The organism is Bradyrhizobium sp. BLXBL-03 (assembly GCF_051853015.1).
GTDB lineage: Bacteria > Pseudomonadota > Alphaproteobacteria > Rhizobiales > Xanthobacteraceae > Bradyrhizobium > Bradyrhizobium manausense.
Genome location: NZ_CP182470.1, coordinates 7,382,252 through 7,407,926, shown reverse-complemented (window position 1 = coordinate 7,407,926; position 25,675 = coordinate 7,382,252). Strand labels below are relative to the sequence as shown.

General features: G+C 58.4%; 24 protein-coding genes and 3 pseudogenes. 19 read left to right on the top strand and 8 right to left on the bottom strand.

Going from position 1 to position 25,675, the window contains the following annotated elements; translation table 11 throughout:
- The first annotated feature begins 55 nt into the window (after nucleotides 1-55).
- From ACNJX9_RS35215 to ACNJX9_RS35195, 5 genes and pseudogenes are all read left to right on the top strand, one after another.
- Nucleotides 56-727 carry a helix-turn-helix domain-containing protein gene (locus ACNJX9_RS35215; RefSeq protein ID WP_439406656.1) on the top strand — a complete coding sequence of 224 codons (672 nt, stop codon included), beginning with the start codon at nucleotides 56-58 and terminating at the stop codon, nucleotides 725-727.
- 336 nt (nucleotides 728-1,063) lie between these two features.
- Nucleotides 1,064-1,969 (top strand): annotated as a pseudogene (locus ACNJX9_RS35210) (IS5 family transposase); the annotation flags it as partial.
- A 23-nt stretch (nucleotides 1,970-1,992) separates the two neighbouring features.
- Entirely contained in the window at nucleotides 1,993-3,036 is a 1,044-nt protein-coding gene (locus tag ACNJX9_RS35205; protein ID WP_128944741.1) for an IS110 family transposase, read from the top strand.
- Between the two features lie 255 nt (nucleotides 3,037-3,291).
- Nucleotides 3,292-3,777 (top strand): annotated as a pseudogene (locus ACNJX9_RS35200) (IS5/IS1182 family transposase); the annotation flags it as partial.
- Nucleotides 3,778-3,879: 102 nt separating this feature from the next.
- A protein-coding gene (locus ACNJX9_RS35195) for an IS630 family transposase (RefSeq protein ID WP_439404163.1) occupies nucleotides 3,880-4,822 on the top strand; the annotation gives its coding sequence in 2 pieces (ribosomal slippage) (nucleotides 3,880-4,215 and nucleotides 4,217-4,822; 942 coding nt in all).
- 670 nt (nucleotides 4,823-5,492) lie between these two features.
- Here ACNJX9_RS35195 and ACNJX9_RS35190 read toward each other — a convergent pair.
- The 5 genes from ACNJX9_RS35190 to ACNJX9_RS35170 form a co-directional block, all read right to left on the bottom strand.
- Entirely contained in the window at nucleotides 5,493-5,939 is a 447-nt protein-coding gene (locus ACNJX9_RS35190) for a DUF488 domain-containing protein (protein WP_439406655.1), read from the bottom strand.
- Between the two features lie 15 nt (nucleotides 5,940-5,954).
- The gene (locus ACNJX9_RS35185) at nucleotides 5,955-6,566 is read right to left on the bottom strand and encodes a DUF488 domain-containing protein (RefSeq protein WP_439406654.1); all 612 of its coding nucleotides are present in this window, start codon (nucleotides 6,564-6,566) and stop codon (nucleotides 5,955-5,957) included.
- Between the two features lie 16 nt (nucleotides 6,567-6,582).
- On the bottom strand, nucleotides 6,583-7,242 hold the full coding sequence (locus tag ACNJX9_RS35180) for a hypothetical protein (RefSeq protein ID WP_439406652.1): 660 nt from the start codon (nucleotides 7,240-7,242) through the stop codon (nucleotides 6,583-6,585).
- 84 nt (nucleotides 7,243-7,326) lie between these two features.
- Nucleotides 7,327-8,073 (bottom strand): DUF4145 domain-containing protein, encoded by a 747-nt coding sequence (locus ACNJX9_RS35175; RefSeq protein WP_439406650.1) that lies wholly within the window; start codon nucleotides 8,071-8,073, stop codon nucleotides 7,327-7,329.
- A gap of 6 nt (nucleotides 8,074-8,079) precedes the next feature.
- On the bottom strand, nucleotides 8,080-8,721 hold the full coding sequence (locus tag ACNJX9_RS35170; protein WP_439406648.1) for a hypothetical protein: 642 nt from the start codon (nucleotides 8,719-8,721) through the stop codon (nucleotides 8,080-8,082).
- Nucleotides 8,722-9,725: 1,004 nt separating this feature from the next.
- On the opposite strand from ACNJX9_RS35170, the gene ACNJX9_RS35165 reads away from it, so the two are divergent.
- The 13 genes from ACNJX9_RS35165 to ACNJX9_RS35105 all read left to right on the top strand — a co-directional run bounded on the left by ACNJX9_RS35165 (nucleotide 9,726) and on the right by ACNJX9_RS35105 (nucleotide 21,527).
- Nucleotides 9,726-10,379 carry a hypothetical protein gene (locus tag ACNJX9_RS35165; RefSeq protein ID WP_439406647.1) on the top strand — a complete coding sequence of 218 codons (654 nt, stop codon included), beginning with the start codon at nucleotides 9,726-9,728 and terminating at the stop codon, nucleotides 10,377-10,379.
- Between the two features lie 103 nt (nucleotides 10,380-10,482).
- Complete coding sequence (locus tag ACNJX9_RS35160; RefSeq protein ID WP_439406645.1) at nucleotides 10,483-11,787, top strand: MFS transporter; 1,305 nt, start codon at nucleotides 10,483-10,485, stop codon at nucleotides 11,785-11,787.
- A 206-nt stretch (nucleotides 11,788-11,993) separates the two neighbouring features.
- Entirely contained in the window at nucleotides 11,994-12,962 is a 969-nt protein-coding gene (gene trbB, locus ACNJX9_RS35155) for a P-type conjugative transfer ATPase TrbB (RefSeq protein WP_439406644.1), read from the top strand.
- Nucleotides 12,959-13,285, top strand: coding sequence for a TrbC/VirB2 family protein (locus ACNJX9_RS35150; RefSeq protein WP_439406642.1), 327 nt, complete (start codon nucleotides 12,959-12,961; stop codon nucleotides 13,283-13,285). The genes trbB and ACNJX9_RS35150 overlap by 4 nt, the downstream gene beginning before the upstream one ends.
- A complete protein-coding gene (locus ACNJX9_RS35145) occupies nucleotides 13,285-13,545 on the top strand; it encodes a VirB3 family type IV secretion system protein (protein WP_439406640.1) in 261 nt (86 codons plus the stop codon). Before ACNJX9_RS35150 ends, ACNJX9_RS35145 begins: the two co-directional genes overlap by 1 nt.
- A gap of 8 nt (nucleotides 13,546-13,553) precedes the next feature.
- Nucleotides 13,554-15,992, top strand: a complete 2,439-nt coding sequence (gene trbE, locus ACNJX9_RS35140) for a conjugal transfer protein TrbE (protein WP_439406639.1) — start codon at nucleotides 13,554-13,556, stop codon at nucleotides 15,990-15,992.
- Complete coding sequence (trbJ, locus tag ACNJX9_RS35135; RefSeq protein ID WP_439406638.1) at nucleotides 15,992-16,726, top strand: P-type conjugative transfer protein TrbJ; 735 nt, start codon at nucleotides 15,992-15,994, stop codon at nucleotides 16,724-16,726. The genes trbE and trbJ overlap by 1 nt, the downstream gene beginning before the upstream one ends.
- The gene (gene trbK-alt, locus ACNJX9_RS35130; RefSeq protein WP_439406636.1) at nucleotides 16,726-17,103 is read left to right on the top strand and encodes a putative entry exclusion protein TrbK-alt; all 378 of its coding nucleotides are present in this window, start codon (nucleotides 16,726-16,728) and stop codon (nucleotides 17,101-17,103) included. Before trbJ ends, trbK-alt begins: the two co-directional genes overlap by 1 nt.
- Nucleotides 17,104-17,106: 3 nt before the next feature.
- A complete protein-coding gene (gene trbL, locus ACNJX9_RS35125) occupies nucleotides 17,107-18,345 on the top strand; it encodes a P-type conjugative transfer protein TrbL (RefSeq protein ID WP_439406635.1) in 1,239 nt (412 codons plus the stop codon).
- An 84-nt stretch (nucleotides 18,346-18,429) separates the two neighbouring features.
- Nucleotides 18,430-19,113 carry a conjugal transfer protein TrbF gene (gene trbF, locus ACNJX9_RS35120; protein WP_439410185.1) on the top strand — a complete coding sequence of 228 codons (684 nt, stop codon included), beginning with the start codon at nucleotides 18,430-18,432 and terminating at the stop codon, nucleotides 19,111-19,113.
- Nucleotides 19,113-20,090, top strand: a complete 978-nt coding sequence (gene trbG / locus ACNJX9_RS35115; RefSeq protein WP_439406634.1) for a P-type conjugative transfer protein TrbG — start codon at nucleotides 19,113-19,115, stop codon at nucleotides 20,088-20,090. Before trbF ends, trbG begins: the two co-directional genes overlap by 1 nt.
- Nucleotides 20,087-21,286: a TrbI/VirB10 family protein gene (locus ACNJX9_RS35110; protein ID WP_439406632.1), complete on the top strand. Its 1,200-nt coding sequence runs from the start codon at nucleotides 20,087-20,089 to the stop codon at nucleotides 21,284-21,286. Before trbG ends, ACNJX9_RS35110 begins: the two co-directional genes overlap by 4 nt.
- Before the next feature lies 1 nt (nucleotide 21,287).
- Complete coding sequence (locus ACNJX9_RS35105) at nucleotides 21,288-21,527, top strand: DUF2274 domain-containing protein (protein ID WP_439406630.1); 240 nt, start codon at nucleotides 21,288-21,290, stop codon at nucleotides 21,525-21,527.
- Here the strand turns inward: ACNJX9_RS35105 and ACNJX9_RS35100 are convergent.
- The 3 genes from ACNJX9_RS35100 to ACNJX9_RS35090 all read right to left on the bottom strand — a co-directional run bounded on the left by ACNJX9_RS35100 (nucleotide 21,503) and on the right by ACNJX9_RS35090 (nucleotide 24,265).
- Nucleotides 21,503-22,660: a LysR family transcriptional regulator gene (locus ACNJX9_RS35100; RefSeq protein ID WP_439406628.1), complete on the bottom strand. Its 1,158-nt coding sequence runs from the start codon at nucleotides 22,658-22,660 to the stop codon at nucleotides 21,503-21,505. The genes ACNJX9_RS35105 and ACNJX9_RS35100 overlap by 25 nt on opposite strands.
- A 158-nt stretch (nucleotides 22,661-22,818) precedes the next feature.
- Nucleotides 22,819-23,451 (bottom strand): acyl-homoserine-lactone synthase, encoded by a 633-nt coding sequence (locus ACNJX9_RS35095; protein WP_439406626.1) that lies wholly within the window; start codon nucleotides 23,449-23,451, stop codon nucleotides 22,819-22,821.
- Nucleotides 23,452-23,530: 79 nt separating this feature from the next.
- Nucleotides 23,531-24,265 (bottom strand): LuxR family transcriptional regulator, encoded by a 735-nt coding sequence (locus ACNJX9_RS35090; protein ID WP_439406624.1) that lies wholly within the window; start codon nucleotides 24,263-24,265, stop codon nucleotides 23,531-23,533.
- Nucleotides 24,266-25,453: 1,188 nt separating this feature from the next.
- On the opposite strand from ACNJX9_RS35090, the pseudogene ACNJX9_RS35085 reads away from it, so the two are divergent.
- Nucleotides 25,454-25,648: pseudogene (locus ACNJX9_RS35085) on the top strand (transposase zinc-binding domain-containing protein); the annotation flags it as partial.
- Between the last annotated feature and the right edge of the window lie 27 nt (nucleotides 25,649-25,675).

The window sequence follows — 25,675 nt, the reverse complement described above, 5'->3', positions numbered from 1 at the left end:
TAGCCCTAAAAACGATCTAGACGTCGTATCCTGCAAGATTGCGGGAGGCGTTGAGTTGAGCAAGGTCAAACAAGCGAACCAGAGGAGCCGGAGCAAGGCCAAGAAAACTGGCGCCGTCGAGCAGGCTGCTGCTCCTCCCGTTGATATGGCCATTGCAAAGCCGCCTATCGATGAGAGAATGGGCGCTGCCATGCGGCGAGCCCGGCTGGAGCGAGGGCTTACGCTTAGCGATGTTGCATCGGCTGCCGGTATCTCGGTCCCGATGATCAGTCGTTTCGAGAATGGTCAGTCGACTGTCAGTCTCGCACTGCTTGAGCGGATTTGCGCGGCGTTGGGAACGGACCTGTCGACCTTGTTTAGAGAGGTGGAGCAACCAACAGGCGAGGCCCAACTTATCAAAGCCGCTGACCAGATGGAGGTTGTTCGCTCAGGTACCAAGCACGGGCACACCTATCGCCTGCTATCGTATCATAAGGGCCCGCGGAAGGTCTTTGAGCCTTTCCTCATCAACATGGATAAGGAAAGCGAGAGCTATCCTCGCTTCCAACATCCTGGAACGGAATTTATCTATATGCTCAGCGGTCGGATGCAATACCGCTTTGGCGACAGAACCTTTCTCGTTGAACCCGGTGACGCATTCACCTTTTCGGGCAGCGTTCTTCATGGTCCCGAAAAGCTCCTGGACGATCGGATCCAGTTCATCACGATCATCATATACGCGGAATAGACTGCGGCTCGAAACACAGCTTCGGCTGTGCGGCGTCGCACAGCGGTAGACGAGCGATCACTCGTCTCAACGGACAATCGCCAAGCCAGGCGCTTTAAGCGTGAAGAACTCAATTGACTGAGGCCAGCCGGCGCAGTCCGCTGGATGGGGCAGTACGGCAACTATCTAGTCGTCCGTGAAGAGCGGCTAAGCGATTGAGCTGGGATCGCAATATTCGTTGTGGCCTGTTTTGGGATTGCAGGGTTTTGATGCTTCGGGCATCGGAACCCTGCAATTTTGTTTTGAGGATTCCATCGAATCGCCAGTCATGATTCCGTCCTCGCATCGGAGGTGGCGATGCGACCGAAGAAGCCCAAAGCGACGGGATCGGGCGATCTGTTCCGAGCCAGGCTGGACCAGATCATCAACATGAAGCACGAGCTGGTTCAGCTCGCCGGCAAGGTCGACTGGGACTGGATCGACGGCGAGATCGCGCCGCTCTACAGCGAGAACGGTCGGCCGGGCATCGCGACCCGCTTCATGATCGGGCTGCTGCTGCTCAAGCACATATACGGCCTGTCCGATGAGGGGGTGTGCGAGCGCTGGGTCCACGACCCGTATTTCCAGTACTTCACCGGTGAAGAGTTCTTTCAGCACGCGTTCCCGCATGAGCGCTCGGACCTGAGCCACTGGCGCAAGCGGCTTGGCGACAAGCTGGAGCTGTTGCTGGCCGAGAGCCTGCGGGTGGCGCACGAGGCCGGCGCGTTGCGCAGCCAGGACCTCAAGCGGGTCACGGTCGATACCACCGTGCAGCCGAAGGCCATCACCTTCCCGACCGATGCCAAGCTGCTGCACGCGGCAATCAAGGGGCTCAACCGCCTGGCAAGGAAGCACGGGGTCAAGCTACGGCAGTCCTATCTTCGCATTGCCAAGACCGCGGCGATGATGGCGGGACGCTACGCCCACGCCAAGCAATTCAAGCGGCATCAGCGGCAGTTGCGCATCCTGCGCAGCCGGCTGGGCCGGATCATCCGCGATATCCGCCGCAAGATCGAAGGTCAGGCCGTACTCGAGAACGCCTTCGCCCTCCCGCTCGGCCGGGCCTCGCAGATCCGATCGCAGCAGCAGCGCCAGCGCGGCTGGAAGCTTTATTCCTTCCATGCTCCGGAGGTCGAGTGCATCGGCAAGGGCAAGGCCGCCGCGCCCTACGAGTTAATGGCATGGACCACGCCCGCTCTCAGCGGCAACGTGCAGCCCGGCGGGGGGCAGCAGCAGGAGCGCAAGCCATGTCGAATACGAACCTTGTCACAATCGGCATCGATCTCGGGAAGAACACATTCCACGTCGTCGGTCTCGATGCCACAGGCGCAATTACGCTACGCAAGAAGCGGTCGAGAAATCAGCTTGACCAGTCGCTGGGCAATATTCCGCGTTGTCTGATCGGAATGGAGGCGTGTGCAGGCGCACATCATCTGGGGCGCAGGCTCGAGAAATTAGGCCATCAAGTACGGCTCTTGCCGGCGCAGTACGTCAAACCATACCTCAAGGGTCACAAGAATGACTTTCGGGATGCTGAAGCGATCGCCGAGGCCGCTCAGCGGCCGACAATGCGGTTCGTTCCAGTGAAGTCAGCCGAACAACTTGATTTACAGGCACTACACAGAGTTCGCAGTCGATTGGTGACGCAGAGAACGGCGGTCATCAATCAAATCCGGGGCTTTTTGCTTGAGCGAGGGCTACCAGTGCGGCAGGGAGCGGCAGCACTCCGACTGGCACTTCCTCAGATTCTCTCAGCGCCAAACGACAACTTATCGCCTCGCGTGATCCAGCTCATTCAGGACTTAGCCGAGGACTGGCGCTATCTCGACCGACGGGTCGCGTCAATGACGAAAGAAATCGACGAACTCGCTGATCAAGATCCACACTGTCGCCGCCTAATGAGTGCGCCCGGCGTCGGGCCGATCATCTCAAGCGCGATGGTCGCCGCCATCGGAACCGGTGATGCCTTCCATAAAGGCCGAGACTTTGCAGCATGGCTTGGTCTGGTACCAAAGCAAATCTCGACCGGCGATCGAACCATTCTCGGGCGCATATCGAGGCGCGGTAATCGGTACCTGCGAACGCTGTTTATTCAAGGTGCCAGAGCGGTACTTCTGCAGCGTCAGAGTTGGCCTCGGCATGGCTTCGCAGCCTGGTTAGAGGCAGCGTCGAAGCGGCTCCACTCCAATGTCTTGGTTGTTGCCCTGGCCGCAAAACTTGCGCGCATGGCCTGGAGCATGCTCGCAAAAGGCCGTGACTACGACGCCAACCTCCTGGGCCGCACCGCATAAGAAACAGGGCCGGAAAGGGAAATCCAAGGTCGGGATCAGAAGGCACAATAACCCGCCGAGGTTTGCGAGACGGAAAGGACGAATGGAGAAACGGTTCCACCGACACTTCTGAAGCCTGGTTCGACTCCATGGCCCTTCTTGAGGCCGGCGAGTTATTGAGGACAGAAGTGAGCGGATATCCATGATGGCTCGGGGCAACAGCCCCAAATTGAAGCCGGATAGATTGGCGCAAACCGCTTCATCCCTTTGTCGATTGTCAAAGCCTCCATCGTCACCAACAACCGCCGTGCTCCCGGCGGCCTGTTCGTGCTGCACGCCAGGGCGCTACCCGATAACCCGTACGATGGTCACACCTTGCGAGACGTCATCGACCGCACCGAGACACTCACCGGCTGTGCGATCGAGCGGGCCTATGTCGACAAGGGATACCGCGGCCACGACGCGCAAAATCCTCGTCGCGTCTTCATCTCCGGCCAGAAGCGCGGCGTCTTCGGTGTCATCAAGCGCGAGCTGCGCCGCCGCTCCGCCATCGAGCCCATCATCGGACACCTGAAGACCGATGGTCACCTCGGCCGATGCTATCTCAAAGGCCGCCCCGGCGATGCGGCTAACGTCATCCTCTCCGCCGTCGGTCACAACTTCCGCCGTGTCCTCGCCTGGCTGAGAGCTCTTTGGTGCCTGATCCTCACCACCCTCATCGCGCCCGCCAGCGACTGCTCACCGCTCAAATCGGTTTCTTAACGGACGACTATCTAGAGCATGATGTTTTTGACTGGAATCGGGGTTCCCAGAGCGGGCGATTTCTGATTCAAGCTCCATGCTGGAGTGCGGAGGCCAGCATGGATGACGCGCCCCTATTCGGAAGACATCCGTGAACGTGCCTTGGCTCGCGCTGACGCGGGCGAGACGGTTCGTTCGATCGCGAAGGCGCTACAGATCAGCCCCTCGTGCGTGACGAAGTGGAAGAACCTAAGGCGTGATACCGGAGGCCTGGCGCCCGGCCAGATCGGCGGCCACAAGAAGCGGGTTCTGTCGGATGCCAACGCCGACTGGCTGCGCAAACGCATTCGCTCGGGGCCATTCACCTTGCGCAAGCTGACGCAGGAGCTGGCCGCACGGGGGATCAAGACAGACGTGCGGGCGGTGTGGACTTTTGTTCACGCCGAGGGGCTCAGCTTCAAAAAAAACGCTTCTACCAGCCGAGCAGGATCGCCCAGACGTCGCCCGTAAGCGGACCCGATGGAAAGCGCATCAAGGCAGGATTGACGTCACGCGGCTGGTTTTTATCGACGAGACGTGGATCAAGACCAATATGGCGCCGCTACGCGGCTGGGGGCCTTGTGGGCAGCGCCTCCAAGCCTCTGCACCTTTCGGCCATTGGAAGACCATGACCTTCATCGCGGCGCTGCGTCATGATCGGATCAGTGCGCCTTGGGTGATTGATGGTCCCATCAATGGTGAACTCTTCACGCTGTACGTCGAGAAGGTGTTGGCACCCACCCTCGCACCGGGCGAGATCGTCGTTCTCGACAATCTTGGCAGCCACAAGGGCAAAGCGGCTCGCCAAGCTATCCGCGCCAGAGGAGCCCACCTTATCTTCTTGCCGCCCTACAGCCCTGACCTCAACCCGATCGAGCAGGTCTTCGCCAAACTCAAACACCTCATGCGATCCGCAGAACCCCGTGACGTCGAGGCAACCTGGCGGAAGGTTGGTGAACTCCTCGATCTCTTCTCCGAGGCGGAGTGCACCAACTACTTCAAAAACTCAGGCTATGTTTCCGTGTAAATACATCATGCTCTAGTCTAATCGCGGGCACGGTGTCAACACCGATCGGACAAACGTGACCCAGTGCCGGGTTCATGGTTCTTTCCGCGGTTGTCTCAACTCAGTCGAGGTTGGGTTTTAGCTCGCAACTCCGCTCCATCATCGCCAAGCTGTGCAAAACGAGCAATTCTTGCTCACGGCATTGAACGAGGCCATCGCTGAGTTGGTCACGCAGATCAATTACCGCATGCCGCGGCAATCTCGTTGCCATCCGCCGCGTGGTCTTCGACGACTGGTGCGCATACCCCTCAAGCCATTTGCCGGCCCAGCCTTATGTTTTTTGCCGAATGGAAGGAATGCAGGGCCCGGTCTCAACTACCTTCTCCGGTTGACCTGCGGGGACGGCCTCCACATGACCTCGATCAATCGGAACGGCTGGTTGCGATCCATCCTAGGGGGGCCGCCAGACTACGCTTTCGATTTTTCCCGCAATTTCAACAAGCAGCCGTGCTGCCCTTTCTCGTCCCATCACCGGTGGGTTCACAGCTTCGAGTCTTTTGGGTCCACCAGTGAGTTCGGGTTTTCAATGTCATATTCGTTGCATCTTGAGTTGCAGAATGACCTGCTCTTCGCCGGTCATCGGCGTGCATTGTGTCAGAAGCAGCCGACTGCAGCCTGAGTCTCCTTGGCCTCACAGGTGGTGCACTTCGAGCGCGCCATCCCATTTCTCGTTAAGATATTCACACACGAGGCGCCGGTGACAGTAATGCGGCGCTTCTTCAGAGCAAAGGAAACAGGCATCGTTGAACATCTCTGGCTTGAAGCACTTCTCGATTTGACGTTCGGCGATTAAAGCGAAAAAGCGCTTTTCGTATGCAGACCAGTCGCCGCTCTCCTTCTTATATGCCTTGAGCATCCGATCGGTAGGCGCTAGCAACGGTTGGTGCACGTACTGAATCTCACCAATCTTCTGAAGGAAATAAGCGAGATCGTCCGCTTTTGCGAAACCAGCAAGCTGGGACGTATTGCGAAGCCGCACGTCGACAACCTTCTTCACCCCGGCCTTTAAAAGGCGCTCGAAGAATCCTTGCGCCTTAGTCTTGGTAAACCCGATTGTCGAGACCTTCGCCTTGTCCACAACTGTACTCCGCCGTCATCTGGCTGCGCCGTCGGCCTGTGGCTCCGCAAATGCTACTTTGCGGGCGCGCTCTCGATAGGCTGTGGCAAGGCGCTCCGGATACGGTGCGAACAGGTCGTCAGCTTTACGGCCGGACAATTGCAGAAGCCTGTCCTCGATTTCAAGATGAGCCGAGATACTTCCATCGTCGAGGATGTGGGAAACCCGAACTCCTCGTTGCGCCAAGGCGCGGCCGGCCAAAAGACAGCGATGACAATCCAGCGGATCGCGCTCCGAGCACATGAGCGCAATGCGGTACTTCTCTGCACCTTTAATAACACGTCCCAGTCCTGTCTTAAACCCCGGCGCTTGAGCCATCTTCTCGTAGTCGGCTACACCTTGGCAGTAAAAACAAGGTTCCTTTGGGCGGCCGCCAAGCTCTTTTCCAAGAAATACGTAAGAAATACCATCCGCACGTAGCACGGTGCTCAGCTTGTCACGATTGAAATGTGGGAAATGGCTTGAATATGGTGCCGAACGAACATCAGCTATCGCGGTTACGCGAGCCTGCCGTAACAGCGAAATGAAGCTTTCCCACGAATGCATGGAATGCCCGATCGTCAGTACTTCTGTTGCCTCAGAAGACATTATCGCTCCACGAATGTCACAAAATTCCGTTCAACATTGCGTAACACTTCGGCGGATCATCAAACGGTCGAGCTAGGCCGATCCGAACATGGAATTCGGCCCGGACAGGAAGGGCGTTGTTTACTGCTGCCAAACCGCCCGCTTGCCATGCCTCCTTGAGAACCTTGCTCGAAACCGCAAGCTGATATTTGTCTGATCCGTCGTTGAGCACGGCCTTAAGCTTGCCGAAGCTATCCGCGAACGAGAGGTCCTCCTTCGGAATACGAACCGCAATCAACGAACTGCACTGAACTCCCGGATTAACATGCACGCCCCGCTTTACACCATTCCATTCCGCGTTGCAGCTCAGATGTCGGCCAAAGGCAACTCTCAGGCTGGGAACAAACTGTGGGGCTGTGGCTCCAAGCCAGTCAGAAAACACTTCATTTGACACCCTAATCGAGGTTTGATCAATCGGCGTATCCTCAGTCCGATGTGGAAAAATCCCGTTCGATCCTCCATGCGGCGTTACCCGGACGATCCTTCCTGCCATCATGCCGTGCTGATCAAGCAGTATGGCCGGCCAGTTAGTCCCGTTCGGCAGAGGGCGAACCATTCGCTTTGCGACCACATCCCAACCCGCAACACAGTAGTTTCCACCTGCCATCTCGGTTACATCGGTTATCAAGAGGTCCATTCGCCCCTGCCCTCGCGCGTTCGATTGTCAGATGTCATGGCGTGTGGGTGCTCGGGGGTGCGCTGCCTGCGATAGCGCGTGTGGTTAGCTCTTCTTCGCCAGATTAGCGATTTGAACCAACTCCTGTACGAGGAGCCTCATTCCAGTCTGAAGCCTTGTTAGATCGCCGGCATGAGCAAGAAAACGGCGAGCATGAGCGGACCAGTTGCCGAGGCTTCGAGCTTCTTTCAGAGCTTTCTTTGAATCGCGCCCTAGATTGATGCCGTTATGCCCATTCTCGCCACATACCCGCTCGGCAAGTTCACTTAGCAATAAGTAATTGCCAGCGCCGTCCTTGATCTCTATCCCCCGGCCGAGGTGCTCGTAGGCTTCGATTATAAGTGTTTCAAGGAGTCGACGTAGCATCACAGCGGCGGCGTTGTAGTAGCCGTGATGGAAGGAGCCGTTCAACTCGCGGCATACAGCTTCGATGTAACCCCGTGTACTCTTCCAAATCGGCTCCGGCAAATAGCTGAAAGCGTGATCAATCACGGGCTGTACACCGTCTAAGTCTGGCAACCAGTCGCGAATGAGCTTTCGTGAACCAGGCTTTAGTGAGAAGCCGCTCTTCCACTCACTTGCAAGCTTTGACCTCCTAAGTGCCTCGGCAAGCGCCGTCTGGTTCGGCGTTCCGATATGGTGGTCATCAAGCATTTTCGCCAGCTGCCCAGCTGTTTTGGTGACGCCCGGTTGCTCGCGATCAAAGTACCAAAGAACAGCAAGCGCACTTTCGGCGTTCGTCTTGTTCGCATTCTTAACGATCTCGCAGAAACCATCAAAAGAAAGATGCATTGGTGACTATTCGGTCGTGCCCATCTCGTGCTCGATGAAATTGTCGCCTTGGGTCGTTGTCCGGATATCCTCGATGTCAGTAAAGTTCAGCCACATCTTTGACTTCTTCACATTCCGGACAGTCTGTTTGAGGTCCACGGGAATGGGTATTCCAGCCTCTTTTAATGCGGTCATCACATGAGCTGGACCGATCTTGGTCAACGACATGACCCGCTGCATATAGTAGACGGCCGCCAATACCGTTTCGAGATCGTTCTTTGACTTCTTCTGGTCCATAAATTCCTTGAGAGATTGCGCTCCGCTTGGCCTGAAGTTCAGATCAGGCACCAAATTCAGCCCGGCGTTGCGATCGACCTTCTTTCCGGTACCGCGAGGCTTCCTGGAGTTGGCGGGCTCGTCGTCAAGAGCGTCAGCTTCCTCCACCTCGATCGTCTCCTCGACTTCTTCAACATTGGCTTGCTGCAGAAGCGCGGGATGCTTCCCGTTAGCACCTTGATCTGAGAGCACGCGGACAGGACGGTTCATTGCCGAAACCATGGTCTTCAGCGCTTCTTGCACGCTCTCGTTATTACCTTCGACCTCGGCGAAGAAGACGCGCACCTTAGCTTTGTCCACCCCCGATGCATCCCCACCATTACGTTTCACCATGCGGCACCTTCCTCAATATTTGATGAGAATTGCCTGTGGTCTATCAGATGAACAAAAGCATGAGGCTGAACCCGCAACAGGACGGATAACGGCTCAGTTTGTCCACACAGGCAACGACTTCTTCAATGCTCCCGGACTGGGTGATCGGATCTATTGCCCGACAAAACTGAGCAAGACTCGCGCCTCATGCGTATCAAAACTCGGATCCTCATGCGCATGGTGAGATTGAGAAACTCGCTCAACTCGCGAACAGAATGGAGAGGTATCTTAATCCTTAGTCCCCCAAACTCATCCTTGGCTCAACCAACGCTGTAAGTCGCAACGGACCCGAGCCTCTGGGTTTTGCGCCACAGAATCATTCAGCGCTGAACCTACATTCTGGTGAAAGAGGAAAGCCTGCTAAACTGCCCTGTGTTCGCATATATTCCGCGTGTTTCTGCTTGTTAACGCTCAATTTCGTCGTGAAGGCCGCCATCTATGCGCCTTGTTGTCTGATCTTGCCTATCGGAGACAATCCCACTTTTGCTTGTGTTTGCCACGAGATTTGAACTTGGCCCGGCATGTCCAGATGCAAGCAAAACGGCTGCGAGTTCCGAAGTTTTCGCGGTGGGCGCTGTCTACGTGCTTGTCGCTATATCCTTTGGAGCGAATGGAGGCAGGAGTATCTTGCGCGCAGTCGGCTGAATAACAGGGTCACGCCACGATTTCCAACTGCTGGATCTGTTCGACGGGTCTGGATCACGGCGATGCCGGCTTGGCCGGAGTTCGCACGCAGCCGGTAGCTGGCCGACCGACAACCTTTGTCGGCCCAGCCAACCTCGCCATTCCTTCTTTTCACTACGCCAGACTACGCTGTCGAGTTTCCCGCGATTGAAAGCAGCAGTCGTCCGACCCTTTGTGTCGTCCCATCGTCGGTGGGGCAATCACTGTCATTTCTAACCGATTTCAACGCGCGCTCAGTCATGGGCGCGATGGACCTTTTCTATATCCGAGGAGAGCCGGGCATGGCCTTCGACACACCGATTGACGTGGCGAACGGACGAATGTTGGATAAAGTCGATGCAGCCGAGCGAACAGGGCAGCAAAATACTGCAACAACGAGAAAAGTCACTGTCCAGCTTTCCGAAAAGATTGTCCGCCGTCTCGACGTTGCAACTGACCGTCCCGGCCTCGGCAAGAGCATGGTTGTGGAGGCCGCTCTTGAACGCTTCCTTGACCCAGCGCCGCCGATCGAAGGTCTCATTCATGAGGCGCTCGATCGGATAAGTAGGCAACTTGAACGTCTTGACAATGACGTCCGCGCGATCGCCGAGACGGTTGCGCTGCACGCCCGCTATCATCTCACCGTCACACCTCTGATGCCGCAATCACAGCAGCTTGAAGCGTGTGCGCTCGGACAAGAGCGATTCAAGGCCTTGGCCGAACAGGTTGACCGGCGCGTGCGCTCGAACCGCCCCTTGCTGAGGGAGACGATCGACCAAATAAATGCCTCGCGGGGTTCTGGTGATGCGGTCGACGATGGTTCGCAAGTTTCTGAGGAATCTGCCCAGGAAGGTCCTGCGGCCATCATTCTAGACGCAACTGCCAACATGCGCGCTGCCGCCGAGGAGGGCGGCAGCAACCGCAACTTTCAAATTCTACCAAACGCGTTCTGCTAAACCGGCTGTTGACGGCCGGATCCGCACGCAAGAAGTAAAAAGACGCCTATCCAATCTCAATCCTTGCGCATCCTCGGAGGGGCACCGACTTCCGACTTGGCGCTTGATCGGCTGTGTTTTCTTCCCTTTCGTCGCCGGCTACTATCTTTCCTATCTATTCCGGACCATCAACACGCTGATCTCGGGACAGCTCTCAGCTGATCTCGGTCTCGATGCTGCCAATCTTGGCCTATTGACGTCGGTTTATTTTCTGGTGTTCGCCGGCGCCCAGATTCCGATCGGGACGCTGCTAGATCGATTTGGCCCGCGTCGGGTCCAGAGCGCGCTCCTGCTCCTTGCTGGCGGAGGGGCGGCTCTATTTGGAGCGGCTAGCGACTTCAAGGCGCTTCTTTTTGCGCGCGCGATGATCGGCATCGGTGTCTCGGCTGCAGCAATGGCAGGCCTGAAGGCCATTGTCACCTGGTTCCCGAGGGAACGCGTCGCCTTGGCAAACGGCTACATGATCATGCTCGGTGCACTCGGTGCGGTGACCGCAACGACGCCTACTCAGTGGCTCTTGCCATACACTGGGTGGCGTGGGCTATTTGAACTCTTGGCCCTTGCAACTTTCGCTGCGGCCCTCCTGATCTTCTGGGCGGTTCCCGAGGCCGCGCGACCACAGGCGACGCTGCCTGCCGGCGTAAAACTGAGTGCGATCTACAAAAATCGGCGCTTCTGGCGGATAGCACCGCTGTCGGCAAGCTGTATTGGCTCAGCCTGGTCATTGCAGGCCTTGTGGGCAGCATCTTGGCTGACGAACGTCGAAGGACTCGATCGCGAATCCTCGATCACACAGCTCTTCATCATGGCACTTGGAATTAGCGCCGGGGCGTTGCTACTTGGCACGTTGGCTGATCGGCTACGCCGACGCGGGATAGGGTCAGAAGTTCTGTTTGCGGCGGTGACGGCGTTGTTTGTCGTGGCTGAGCTTTCATTGATCTTGCGCCTGCCGTTGCCATCGCTATTGCCATGGCTCGTCATCTCGATTGTCGGTGCAGCGACGGTCCTCAGCTACGCGATCTTAGCGGAGTATTTCCCAAGAGAGCTCACCGGCAGAGCAAATGCCGGCTTGAACGTTCTTCACTTCGGCTGGTGTTTCATCGTCCAATACGGGACTGGACTCATCCTAGACCAATGGTCCATTCAGGATGGCCATTATCCGATTATTGCCTACCAGGTTGCGTTCGCATCCGCTGTTGGGGTGCAGATTCTGGCGCTGGGCTGGTTCCTGATCCCATGGCTTGGCCTTTTGGGCAGACGAGTTGGCAAGTTCTTCCTCCGCGAACACGCAACAAATACAGACCCGGCTGAGATATCCGTGACGTCAGCAGAAGCTGGCGTACTCGAGCCTGAAGATGAGGAATGGTAATGCGAGCCGTGTGGCTAGTTCCACTCCCTCGCCTAATCCGTGAGAGCATCAACAACGGCGCGCGCGCCCGCCTTTTTTTGTTCGATCTTTCTTTTCCTACGCCAACCTACGATCACCGCGCGCCACACGTTGCGCCAATGAAGGACCTGCTTTTCTAATCACACCCATCTGAGGCGGCTTGGGGTGCCTCAGCTCTTGGAACCTCAATGACAATCCAAGCCTTTCAGCCGGAGGTGGTCTCGCGCGGAGCACGCATGCTTCGCACTGCGCTTGGGCCCGCGATTACGTGTTTTCTGGAAGATCCCGACATCGTCGAGGTGATGCTCAACCCAGACGGTCGGCTATGGATCGATCGGCTGTCGCGTGGCCTGACCGAGACCGGCAAAAGCCTGTCCGCTCCTGACGGAGAACGGATCATTCGGTTGGTCGCTCACCACGTCGGCGCCGAGGTTCATGCGGGTGCGCCGCGTGTCTCGGCCGAGCTACCGGAGACCGGGGAGCGATTTGAAGGTCTGCTGCCCCCCGTCGTTGCCGCCCCCGCATTCGCGATCCGCAAGCCAGCCGTGGCAGTATTCTCTCTCGAGGACTATGTCGCCGCCGGGACCATGACCATGGAGCAAGCCGGCGCGCTTCGAACAGCTGTCGCTGCTCGACATAACATCCTGGTCGCGGGCGGTACCTCCACCGGCAAAACCACCCTGACAAACGCGCTTCTTGCGGAGGTCGCCAAGACTGCAGACCGCGTCGTCCTCATCGAAGATACAAGAGAGCTTCAATGCAAAGCGCCGAATCTCGTTGCGCTGCGCACCCGGGACGGCGTGATCTCGCTATCAGATCTTGTTCGCGCCTCGCTGCGCCTTCGGCCCGATCGTATTCCGATTGGTGAGGTACGCGGAGCCGAAGCTCTCGACCTTCTCAAGGCCTGGGGGACAGGCCATCCCGGCGGAATCGGAACCATACATGCCGGGACTGCGCTCGGGGCATTGCGCCGGCTCGAGCAGCTCATCCAGGAGGCTGTGGTCACCGTCCCGCGCGCGCTTATTGCCGAAACGATTAATGTGATTGCCGTTCTTGTTGGCCGCGGCGCCGATCGGCGGCTCGCCGAGCTTGCTCGCGTATCAATGCTCGGACCGTCCGGTGACTACAGCCTTCTATCAATAGGAGATCAACCATGAGCTTGAGATCGCTTCGCAACAAGGCTCTCATCGCGATCGCGGGACTGGCCCTCCCGTTTACAGGCGCGCTTCCTGCATGGGCCGCCGGCTCGAACATGCCGTGGGAGCAGCCGCTCAACCAGATCCTGCAATCAGTTGAGGGGCCCGTCGCCAAGATCCTTGCGGTCATCATCATCATCGTGACCGGGCTGTCGCTGGCATTCGGAGATACCTCGGGCGGATTTCGGCGGTTGGTGCAGATCGTGTTCGGTCTGTCGATCGCCTTTGCCGCCTCCAGCTTCTTTCTCTCGTTCTTCTCCTTCGGCGGCGGAGTGGTGATCTGATGGATGACGTCCCAGGTTTTTTCGCACCAGTCCATCGCGCCTTGACGGAACCGATCCTGATGGGCGGTGCGCCGCGTTCCGTTGCGATCCTCAACGGCACCTTGGCGGCAGCACTTGGATTGGGTTTGCGGCTGTGGATCGCAGGTCTCCTGCTCTGGTTCATCGGCCATATGGCCGCCGTCTGGGCCGCGAAGCGCGATCCGGATTTCGTCGAGGTCGTGCGGCGCCACGTCCGCATTCCCGGTCACCTCAACACGTGAATTGTCCCATGATGAATCTCGCTGAATACCAGCGCTCAAACACGCGTCTTGCCGACTTTCTGCCCTGGGCGGCGCTGGTCGATGAGGGGGTGGTCCTCAATAAGGATGGCTCGTTTCAGCGGACGGCCAGGTTTCGGGGACCAGATCTCGAAAGTGCCGTGCCGGCCGAACTTGTCGCGGTTGCCGGCAGGTTGAACAACGCGCTGCGCCGTCTCGGATCCGGCTGGGCGGTGTTTGTGGAGGCGCAGCGCCATGCTGCAGGCGCCTATCCTGCGAACATTTTTCCTGACGTGGCATCCGCCTTGGTCGACGCCGAGCGAAAGGCCCAATTCGAAGAGGAGGACGCTCATTACGAGTCGAGCTACTATCTGACTTTCCTCTATCTGCCGCCAGCTGAGAGCGCCGCGTTCGCAGAACGGCTGCTCTATGAGGGCGGCCAGCGGACGGTTGGCGAAGATTCGCGGGAAATACTGAGCGGATTTCTCGATCGCACCAATCGCGTTCTCCAGCTCGTTGAAGGATTCATGCCGGAATGCGGCTGGCTCGATGACGAGGCCACCCTAACGTACCTGCATTCCACCATCTCGACGAAACGGCATCGGGTCCGAGTGCCCGAGATTCCCATGTATCTCGATGCCTTGCTCGCCGATCAACCGCTAACCGGCGGGCTCGGACCGATGCTGGGGCAAGCCCACATCCGCGTTCTGACGGTGGTCGGATTTCCAAGCGCTACGACGCCTGGGATTCTGGACGATTTGAACCGTTTGGCATTTCCATATCGCTGGTCGACCCGGGCCATCATGCTCGACAAGGGCGACGCGACAAGGCTCCTCACAAAGATCCGCCGTCAATGGTTTGCCAAGCGCAAGTCGATCGCGGCGATCCTGAAAGAGGTGATGACCAACGAGGCGTCAGCTCTTCTTGATACTGATGCGAACAATAAGGCCATCGATGCCGATGCGGCCCTGCAGGAATTAGGCTCCGATCAGATCGGCGAAGCCTTTGTCACCGCGATCGTGGCCATCTGGGATACCGATCCGCGCGTCGCCGACGAAAAACTGCGTCTGGTCGAAAAGGTGATCCAGGGCCGCGATTTCACCTGCATGATCGAAACCGTCAATGCAGTCGAGGCTTGGCTTGGCAGCCTGCCCGGACACGTCTACGCCAATGTTCGTCAGCCGCCGATTTCCACCCTTAATCTGGCTCATATGGTCCCGCTATCGGCCGTGTGGGCAGGGGAGGTGAGGGACCATCACTTCAAGGCGCCATCTCTATTCTTTGGCAAGACCGAGGGATCGACACCGTTTCGCTTTTCCCTGCATGTCGGCGACGTCGGCCACACTCTTATTATAGGGCCAACCGGCGCCGGCAAGTCCGTTCTCCTGGCGATGATGGCCTTGCAGTTCCGCCGCTACCCGGAGGCACAGATCTTTGCCTTCGACTTCGGCGCCTCGATCCGGGCTGCGACCATCGCAATGGGCGGCGACTGGCATGACCTTGGTGGTGCGGTCGCCGGAGAATCGACCGAACTTGTTGCACTGCAGCCGCTCGCAAAGATCGACGAAGTCTCCGAACGCGGTTGGGCAGCCGACTGGATTGCCTCGATTTTGTTCCGCGAGCGGATCGAGGTCACGCCTGAGGTCAGAGAGCACGTTTGGTCTGCGCTCACGTCCCTGGCTTCAGCGCCTGCCCTTGAGCGAACCCTCACCGGGCTCTCGGTGCTTCTTCAGTCCAATATGGTGAAGCGGGCACTGCAGCCCTATTGTCTGGGCGGTCCATATGATCGCTTGCTCGATGCGGAAAGCGAGCACCTCGGCGGCGCCTCCGTCCAGGTGTTTGAGACCGATGGGCTGATCGGGACCGCGGTCGCCCCTGCCGTCCTTTCCTATCTATTCCATCGGATCGAGGACCGCTTCGACGGCCGTCCGACTCTTCTCATTATTGATGAAGGTTGGCTCGCCCTCGATGACGCCCATTTTGCCGGACAACTGCGCGAATGGCTGAAGACGCTTCGCAAGAAGAACGCTTCGGTTGTCTTCGCGACCCAGTCTCTTGCGGACATTGACGGCTCGCCCATTGCGCCAGCGATCATCGAAAGCTGTCCGACCCGAATCCTGCTGCCAAACGACCGCGCCATCGAGCCGCAGATTACCGCGATTTACCGTCGCTTTGGGCTCAATGACCGGCAGATCGAGATCCTGGCACGCGCAACACCGAAGCGCGACTACTACTGCCAGTCCCGCCGCGGCAATCGCCTATTCGAGCTAGGCCTCGGCGAGGTTGCGCTCGCTTTTACAGCCAGCTCCTCAAAAGCTGACCAGGCTCTGATTGACCGTGTCCTGGCCGAGCACGGCCGGGAAAATTTCGTGACGGGCTGGCTCAAGGCGCGCGAGCTGGCCTGGGCCTGCGACCTCATTCCGCAACTTGCAAAGGCAGGGAGCCTCTGATGAAACGTCTAACTCAGCTCATTGCGGCAGGCTTGATTGCTGCTGCCATTCTCCAGGTGCCACGGGAGGCCAGGGCACAGTGGATCGTATTCGATCCCAACAACTACGCGCAAAATGTGCTGACTGCAGCCCGCGAATTGCAGCAGATCAATAACCAGATCACATCGCTGCAAAACCAGGCGCTGATGCTGGTCAACCAGGCCAAAAATCTGGCGAGCCTGCCATATTCTTCGCTGCAGCAGCTTGAGCAGTCGATCCAGCGTACCCAGCAGTTGCTCAGTCAGGCGCAACGCATCGCCTATGATGTGGAGCAGATCGATCGCGCATTCTCATCGACCTACGCACCGGCTTCTTCGAGCCAGCCGGCGGCGGCGCTGATCGCGAATGCGCAAACGCGCTGGCAGAACGCTGTTGCCGGCTTGCAGGATGCCATGCGCGTGCAGGCGACCGTGGTCGGCAATCTCGATACCAATCGTACCCAGATGTCGGCCCTCGTCAATGCGAGTCAAGGCGCCAGTGGTGCGCTGCAGGCGAGCCAAGCCGGCAATCAGCTGCTTGCGCTTCAAAACCAGCAGCTCGCCGATCTCACTGCGGCAATTGCCGCGCAGGGACGTGCTCAGACTCTGGAGCAGGCGGAGCGAGCGGCCGCCCAGGATCAGGGCAGGGAGCAGCTCAGGCGTTTCTTGAGCCAGGGACAAGGCTACCAATCCACAACAGTGCAGATGTTCCACTAATGTCGACAAACAGATTTGAACGAATTCCCATGCTATTGGCGGTGGCGCTTGCCATCCTGGTTGTTGTCGCTTGCGCGATCCGGCTGCGCGGCGATCAAGATCAGGCTCAGCCCGAAGCGTCAATCGCGCAAGGGTCCTCTGAGGCGACCGCCTCAAAGCTCGAGCAATGCCGCACGGTCGAATACGAGCAGACAGATGCTCTGCTTGCGTGCCGAAAGCTCTGGGCCGAGAAGCGCCGTGAGTTCTTAGGCTCTGGCCGCGGATCCTCTGGGGCTCATATTAGCGAAACTAATCCAGACGCATCATCGCCTGTGCGCGGCAAGGATGAGAGTCGTCTGCCGTCCGGCTATCCCTCCCTTCCCGACAATGACGAGTGAACGATGGGTGGTACTGGCGTCATCGATCAATTCCTGGAGACGTTTACCCGTTACATCGACTCCGGTTTCGGGCTGGTCGGAGGCGAAGTCGGATATGTCGCAACCACCTTAGCTGCGATCGACATCACGCTCGCCGGCCTGTTCTGGTCGTGGGGCGCTGACGAGGAGATCATCGCCCGGCTTGTCAGAAAAACGATGTTCGTTGGCGTCTTCGCCTACCTGATCGGCAATTGGAATAGCCTCGCTCGGATCGTGTTCGAGAGCTTTGCTAGCCTCGGACTGAAAGCGTCCGGCACCGGCCTTTCCTCAGTGGATTTTTTCAGGCCAGGCAAGATCGCTCAGGTTGGTCTCGATGCTGGGCGGCCGATCCTTGAATCGATCTCAGGCCTGATGGGCTATGTCAGTTTCTTCGAAAACTTCGTTCAGATCACGGTCCTGCTGCTCGCCTGGATCGTGGTGCTCCTTGCCTTCTTCATCCTGGCAATCCAGCTGTTCGTCACGCTGATCGAGTTCAAGCTGACGACGCTTGCCGGCTTTGTCCTGATTCCATTTGGCCTATTTGGAAAGACGGCCTTTGCGGCCGAGCGGGTGCTCGGCAACGTCATCTCGTCCGGAGTCAAGGTCCTGGTGCTCGCGGTCATCGTCGGCATCGGATCGACGCTGTTCGCACAGTTCACCGCCGGTTTCGGAGGCAACCAGCCAACGGTCGAGGACGCGATGGCTCTGGTCCTTGGCGCATTGTCGCTGCTGGGCCTCGGAATCTTCGGACCCGGCATTGCCAACGGCATTGTTTCCGGCGGACCGCAGCTTGGCGCTGGAGCTGCGGCAGGCACGGGTCTTGCGGCAGGCGGAATAGTTGCCGTTGGCGCCGGTCTTGCTGCAGGTGGAGTCGGACTTGCCAGCGGCGCCATCGGAACTGCGGCAAGGGCCAGCTCAGCAATCGCGAGCGGAGCCTCCAGCGCATTCCGGGCAGGCGGCCTCTCTGGTGTCACGGATGCGGGCGCCTCTGCCGCGGCAAGTCCTTTGCGCATCCTCGCGGCTCGGCTCGGCGGGAGCGCGGCGGCTCGTGATGCGAGTACGTCAGATGCGTCAGCTGCCACCTCTCAGGAGGTGCCTAGCTGGGCGCGCCGGGCAAAGCACGCACAAGCGATCCAGCAGGGCGCGACAGCCGCGACAAATGCGGTTCGTGCCGGCGATCACGCAAGCGGCGGCGCATCCGTCGATCTCAAGGAGCAAGAATAATGATGCCAGTTGAAGGCGTCCTTCATCCTTTCCGGCCACGGCGGCACTCAAGGCGGCACGTGTAGTCTCAAGGAGATCCCTTTCATGTTCAAACGATCGGCTGTCCACTATGGCCGCACGCCCGAGCCGGTCACCCCCTATCAGAGGGCGGCCCAGGTCTGGGATGACCGGATCGGCTCGGCGCGTGTGCAGGCCAAAAATTGGCGCTTGATGGCGTTCGGCTGTCTGATCTTGTGCGCGGGATTTGCGGGTGCCCTCGTTTGGCAGTCGGCACAGGGAACAGTTACGCCCTGGGTCGTCGAAGTTGATCATCTGGGCGAGGCAAAAACGATAGCTCCGGCAAGTGCCGCCTACGAGGCGAGCGATCCGCAGATCGCCTTTCATCTTGCGCGCTTTATCGAGCATGTGCGTGGCCTTCCGCTGGACGCCATCGTGCTGCGCCAGGATTGGCTGCGTGCGTATGACTTCACCACCGATCGTGGCGCTGGCGCGCTGAATGACTATGCCCGCAACAACGATCCCTTCGCCAAGGTCGGGCAAACCCAAGTCGCCGTCGAGGTCTCGAGCGTCATTCGGGCCTCCGTGGACAGCTTCCGCTTAACCTGGACCGAGCGGCATTACGAGAACGGGCAGTTAGCGGCCACCGAGCGGTGGAGCGCGATCCTCACCATCATCGTTGAACCGCCCCGCGATATCGAGCGGCTTCGTAAGAACCCGCTCGGCATTTACGTCAACGCGATCAATTGGTCGAAGGAGTTCGGATCCTGATGCCTCAGATTCTCGTGGCGAACCTCCAGAGATTCCGACAGAGCGGCGTGTCCGCACTCCTGGTCAGTCTATGCATCCTTGGTGGCTGCACCACATTCAAGCCGCCGCAAATCAGCTATGATGACGAAATCCCGCCCTCTCCCGATTTGCCGGCATTGGCGGATGACCGTCCTAAACCGCTTCACGTTCCACCAGCTTGGACACCGGGGCGGGGCGGCAGGAAAACCGAAGCTAAAGAGCCCGTCGATCGGATCGAGAGCGCCAACGACGCTGCGCGCGTTGAGCCTCGCAAGGCGGGGTATTTCAACGCGGTGCAGGTGTTTCCCTATAGTCCCGGCGCGCTTTACCAGATCTACGCGGCGCCGGGTCAGATCACCGATATCGCCCTCGAACCGGGGGAGCAACTGATCGGCTCAGGTCCCGTCGCCGCCGGCGACACCGTGCGCTGGGTGGTGGGCGATACTGAGAGCGGCGGCAGTGATGAGCGCCGCGTCCACATCATGGTCAAGCCAACGCGCCCCGCGATTACGACCAATCTCGTCGTCAACACCGACCGCCGGACCTATCTGATTGAGCTCCGCTCTCGAGAAAAGCCCTACATGCCTTCGGTTGCCTGGTTTTATCCCAAACCTCGAATCGCTCCTGGTCAAACGGTGCCTGCCACCACGCCATACATTCCGGATCTGGCGGAGCGCCGCTATCGTTATTCGATTGGGGGAGACAGCCCGCCCTGGCGCCCGGTTAACGCGTATGACGACGGACGCAAGGTCTACATCGAATTCTCGGCAGGCATCACTCAGGGCGAGATGCCGCCATTGTTTGTCATTGGACCGGACGGCAAGACCGAGATCGTCAACTACCGCGTCTACGGCAATGTCCTCATCGTCGATCGGCTGTTTGCAGCCGCCGAATTGCGGCTCGGCGGTGAAGGCCAGCAGAAAGTGCGTATCGCAAGAAGCGACGGGAGGCCGCTGTGAGCAATACCAGCGGAAATCCCGCGGGGCGCGAGGCGGCGGCAGATGCCCCCGTGGACATTACCCAGTCCTTGCGGCTGCGACCCGAGCGGCCGCGCGTGATGCGCCTCTCCCGGAAGGCGCTACTTGCTGGCACCGGTCTAGCTCTGGCCGTTGTTTCCGTCGCAGTCTTGTGGGCGCTGCAAAGACCTGAAAAGCGCACCCTTACGTCCGAGGAGCTCTATTCGACTGACCACCACACCGTTGCGGATCAACTTTCGACGCTCCCTAAGGATTATGCCGGAATACCGCATGATGTGCCACGGCTCGGACCACCCTTGCCCGGCGATTTGGGACGACCGATCCTCGCAGCCCAAGCCCAAACGCAATCCGGCTCGCTCGCAGCCGACGCTGAACAGCAGCGCATCAATCAGGAAACTGAGGCGGCGCGCACCAGCAAGGTGTTCGCCACGACCAACATCCGCCCATTGGCGGCAACAACACCGTCCAGCGAGACGCCGGCGAACCCGACGACATCTTCCGATGAAGCATTTGCGCAAAATGGGCAGGATCGCAAGCTTGCATTCGTCAACGCGGCCTTAGATCGGCGTACCACAAGCCCTGAGCGCCTGGCCAAGCCAGTATCGCCCTTCGTGGTCCAGGCAGGAACCGTCATTCCGGCTGCTCTCATCACCGGAATCCGCTCTGATCTGCCCGGCCAGATCACGGCGCAAGTAACCGAAAGCGTCTATGATACTCCGACCGGCCGGGCTCGGCTGATCCCCCAAGGCGCGCGACTGATCGGGATCTACGATAGCCAGGTCGCATTCGGACAGTCACGCGTGCTCCTCGTCTGGACGCGTCTGATCATGCCCAATGGACGTTCCATCGTGCTCGAACGTCAGCCTGGCGCGGACGTAGCTGGTTACGCCGGCCTTGAGGATGAGGTCGACAACCATTGGAAGGAGCTATTGGGAGCCGCAGCGCTATCGACTTTGCTCGCCGTTGGGACTGAGGTCAACGCGGGAGCAGACACCAATACCTCCAACAGCGACATCATTGCGGCGCTGCGACGCGGAGCCGGGGATTCCCTTAATCAGGCCGGACAACAGGTGGTTCGGCGCAACCTCAACATTCAGCCGACATTGACCGTCCGGCCGGGATTTCCGGTGCGGGTCATTGTCAACCGCGATCTCGTGCTCGAACCATACAGAGGATGAAATGACCAAACTAAAGATTGGAACGATTGCAGATGACAAGCCCGTTCGGATCGCCATCGACTTGCCTGCTGCTGTGCATCGCGATCTGATTTCGTACGCGGAGATCCTCTCCCGTGAAACTGGCCAGAAGATCAGCGACCCCAATAAACTGATAGGGCCGATGGTGGCGCGCTTCATGGCGACTGACCGGGCCTTTGCCAAATCGCGAAAGCGGCTTCACGCCAAAGATGACGAAGGATAACGCTCGGCCAATAACTTGAGGAAATCGGCCAGAGCTGGATTTTCGTTGTCATCGCGCCAGACCGCGGAAAAGCCGATGCGGCTTGGTCCCATGCTGTCCCGAAATTCCCGATAGACCAAGCCAGAAGAATTAGCGCCAACGTCGGATTCCAGTACGAGGGCGATGCCGAGGCCCATACTGACGAGATTCTGGATTTCTGCGCGGCTGACATCGCGATGCTCGATCCGCGGGCCCTCCGTCGAGATGATGAGTTTTGCGTTGAGCAACGCTTCGAGGCCGCGCCCGGAGTCGTATTGGCTCATCAAGACAATTTGGTTACGCAAATCGGCCCAAGAGATACCATCCTGCAGAGCCAGCGGATGATCGTGAGGAAGCGCAGCAAAGACCCGCTCGCTCCAGAGGGGAGTGCTTCTGCTGCTGATATCGAATGAATCTCCTGCTGCAACACAGAGGTCAACCATGCCGTTCCGGAGCGCGGTTGCTAATCGGGGCCGAGATAGTTCGACGATTCCAAGTTTAACTTGCGGAAATCGGGCGCTGTATTCGAGCAGCGTCGCACGTAAATGACCAGCGGTAAGTGACGTGGAGAATCCGATGACGAAGCGGCCGCATACGCCACGATCGGCAGGCTTTGTCCTCGCGACGAGCGTATCCATCTGCTCGAGAATTGACCGCGCTATTCTAAGAAAATCAAGTCCAGCGGGTGTGGCTGTAACCCCGGCGTGCGATCGTTCGAAAATGATTATTCCGAGTGAATGTTCGAGTAACTGAATGGAGCGACTAAGCGTTGATTGCGTAATGGAAAACCTCTCGGCAGCTCGGCGAAAGCTCCCATATTCCGCTGCGGCAAGTGCCAGCTGAAGCTGACCGAGGTCCAAATTGAGGCGCCGAATTCCGGCCCTTAGATCGGCGAAGCTTGTGTGTCGCACCATTGCAGCACCGTGGAAATCAGAAATCGAACAACTGGAGTTGCTCAGAAAAAGAAAACGTCGCTGGCCGGTTAGTTGTGGCCAGGAGGATGAATGGCTTTCCTTGCGCGTTCGTCTAATGGCATTTCTTGGTGCGCGTGGGCGGCAGGTTTTGGGTAAACATCGTTGTGTCTCTGCTTGTGATTGTGGCTTGCTGCCGATCATGTGGACCCGTGTTTCTGGGTCTTCCCGGGATGCCCTGCGTGGTTTACGATTTTTGGGAGCACAAATCTGACGCGCGCAGTCGCGACGTCCGCTCTCGTTCAAGTTGGGCGTGGGAGATACGACTGGGCGAGTTCAGTCGGGCGGGGGAAGTGGGGTAATCAGGCAGCCTCCAACAAGACTGGTGTCCAGAGAACCAGCCCATCGAGACCGCCAGCAGCACGCACTCTCTGAAGAGCTCCCGCCGAAATTTCCAGGTGTCCTGCGACAGCGAGGGTGTTTCCGATTTTGCAGGGGGCGGCGATACGGCAGAGCGGCCAGCCCGCGCGTTTCAGTATTCTCTCCATACGAACGTCGGTAACCGTGATGATGTTCTTAAGTCGTCTCGACAGTCCGAATTCGATCATCCCTGCGAAAAGCTCGTAAGTCGACTTGGCGAGCCCATGTTCGCCCTTCGGAGCATGGGGAGAAGCATCAACTGCGAACCGGCTGCTCTCCCAGACCAACGGGTCTGCCGGAGCAGGAAGCCCCCCAAGAACCATGGGAAACGTATCGCGCACCATCGTCGGTCCCATGGTCGGCAACAGGCGAACCGAACCTTCAACATGACCCTCAAGAGACGTTTGGACCAGGTACGCCGGATGCAGCGCATCGAAATCGTCCATTTCCATGTCGCCGCGCGTCTGAACGCTCCACTCCAAGCGTTGCTTAAAAACGCGATAGCGCAACTTATACATGGATGCTAACGTGCAGGAAAACGCGTCGTACGATGACTCCGTAATAAGCTGAATCATAGTCCCCTCCCAAAGGAGACGAGATTCTGGGGGAGCTACGCGTCAACATCATCCCCTATAACTATGCGGGATCAGAGTCTTAATCTTGCCCATCTCGTTTGGCAGCGGCCAACCGCACGGCGGCCTGAACGACTTTACGAACTCCCAGCTTATCTCTCGCGCTTCTTAGATAGTAAGCTGCGGTATTGTGGGATATGCCGAGGATCCGTCCAATTTCCCAAAAGCTTTTGCCCTTAGCGGCCCATTCCAAGCATTCGACTTCGCGAGGAGACAGCCGGATTCCGTCGATCGTCAGTTCATGCAAGAGCTTGCGGCGCACTTGCGAATGGAAGCATCTCGCCATCAGCTGAAGAACAGGGGCATTCAGATCGATGCACTTTTCGAATTGTGGACGCCTTTGGTCAGCGGCAAAGGTCAGAGCAGCAACCGAACCGTCTTCATCGTGAATTGGGACGGTGAAGCCCAGCCGAATTCCGAATTCGCTGGCTTCCTCGAGAAATCTTCGTTGCACCGGCGTGATCGGTCTCGAAGGTACGTCTAAACCCCATCGAAATGGCTCAGTGTTCTCCAACGAGCGCGTGATAATCGGATCCAGACGTTCGTAGTGACTGCGCACATAATGCGCGACCCAGTTGTTAGGATACGTTGATATGACCAATGGCTTTTTGCCAGCCCGCCGCGGCATCGCAAGATATGCAAAGGAAGACAGATCAAGCTCGCTCGCTGTGATCGCCATCGCCTTTGCAAAGGCATCCGCATATTCAGCGCTCGAGAGAAGATCAATGTATCTTTGAAATATGCGATGCATGGACATGCGCGACGTTTAGCGGCTTTGCGGGACCAAAAGAGTCCGGAACGTTCATGACCAGATGAGTAGTTGAAGGATTCATCCCGCCGAGCGACGGCTCATTCGTGTGAAAGTCGTCAAACGGGCTAGCTCAACTATCGCCTGATACTCCCTAAGGATCCTCGCGCAGTAGCGGCGCTCGTCCTGAGTTCAACATGGTGCGGTATAGTTCCGCGCGTTGGTTCAGTTTCCTGGTATAATTGTAATTTCGCCGTTATTCCAATAGTTTTAGATTCCTGCGGTGTTGCAAGGAACTCTTGCATTTTGGCGTTGAGGTCCCATGTATGATTGCATCAATGGCACCTCCTTACCAAATGCCTAAAAGAGTTCAGCCACGTCCGAACCGAATTGCTCCCGAGAGTGCGTTAGGCAGCGGGTTTCTTTTGAGTGAACGAGTGCGTGCGAATGCAGCGGTTGTTTCAGAAGAGGCTCCCAACGGCGATGGTCCCGGTCGGATGCCAATGGGCGAACAGGATTGAACTTTTCAACTGTTGCGGTCGTCTCTTGCTCGCCGCTAAACGTCGTCACAGGTCTGAACTGAGCGCGCGTCGACAGGTTAACCTCGACCTCGACGGCATGTATGAGCGATCGTTGCGTGTCTTGGCGTGCGTCATTGCCTGGGTCGGGGCCCTTCGACGAGAACGGCCGCACGTGCGCGACCAGCGGCATGAACGCTGAGAGTCGGTCAGCTGTTCGCGCAGCAGCCCCGACGGCTCCGCACGCGATTGCGGTGGAACAGATAGAGCAAAACGTTCAGCGCGAAGGCGCGACTGCCCGGCGATCGCAACCACAATGCCTCCGATCACGGGCCCGAAACTGCGCGCAATGTTGATGCCGGTGAGCGTTACCGCCGCCGGCAATGCGCCTCTCGCTGATAGAGGATTGTCGGGCATGGCCCATCAGCTCTGCGCCGCTGTAGACCGGAAAGTAGAGTGCAAACAACAGATTCGGCGCACTGTAGCCCTGCCACTCGAATGCAGTCAGCGCGCTCGCTCCGCAAAGCGCGGTCGAGGGCGCGTCAGCGTCACGAGCGGCGGTCAAGAACGAGATCAGCATCACCCGCAAAGACGGTTGCACTAGAGCAATCGCCGAGCTGAGTGAATCGAAAGGGACCGGCTCCGCCTGGAGGTCGTGCCGCCCGGCTGAGCGGACCTGATGGCTCCGGTTCTGGAAGTGGCGGATATTTTCCGCCGCCACGGTGAAGCGTTTCGGCAAGGCCGTGCCGTGCATTTGGGCCGCGTCGAGCGGCGCGTCATGGGCGCGATCACGGCATGCCGGACGGCTGTGCTCGGCGGCCACGTCGAGCAGTGCGATGACTGCGGCGCCACAGGGATTGCCTATAACACCTGCCTTATGGGCAAAGCCGGTAATGGGGAG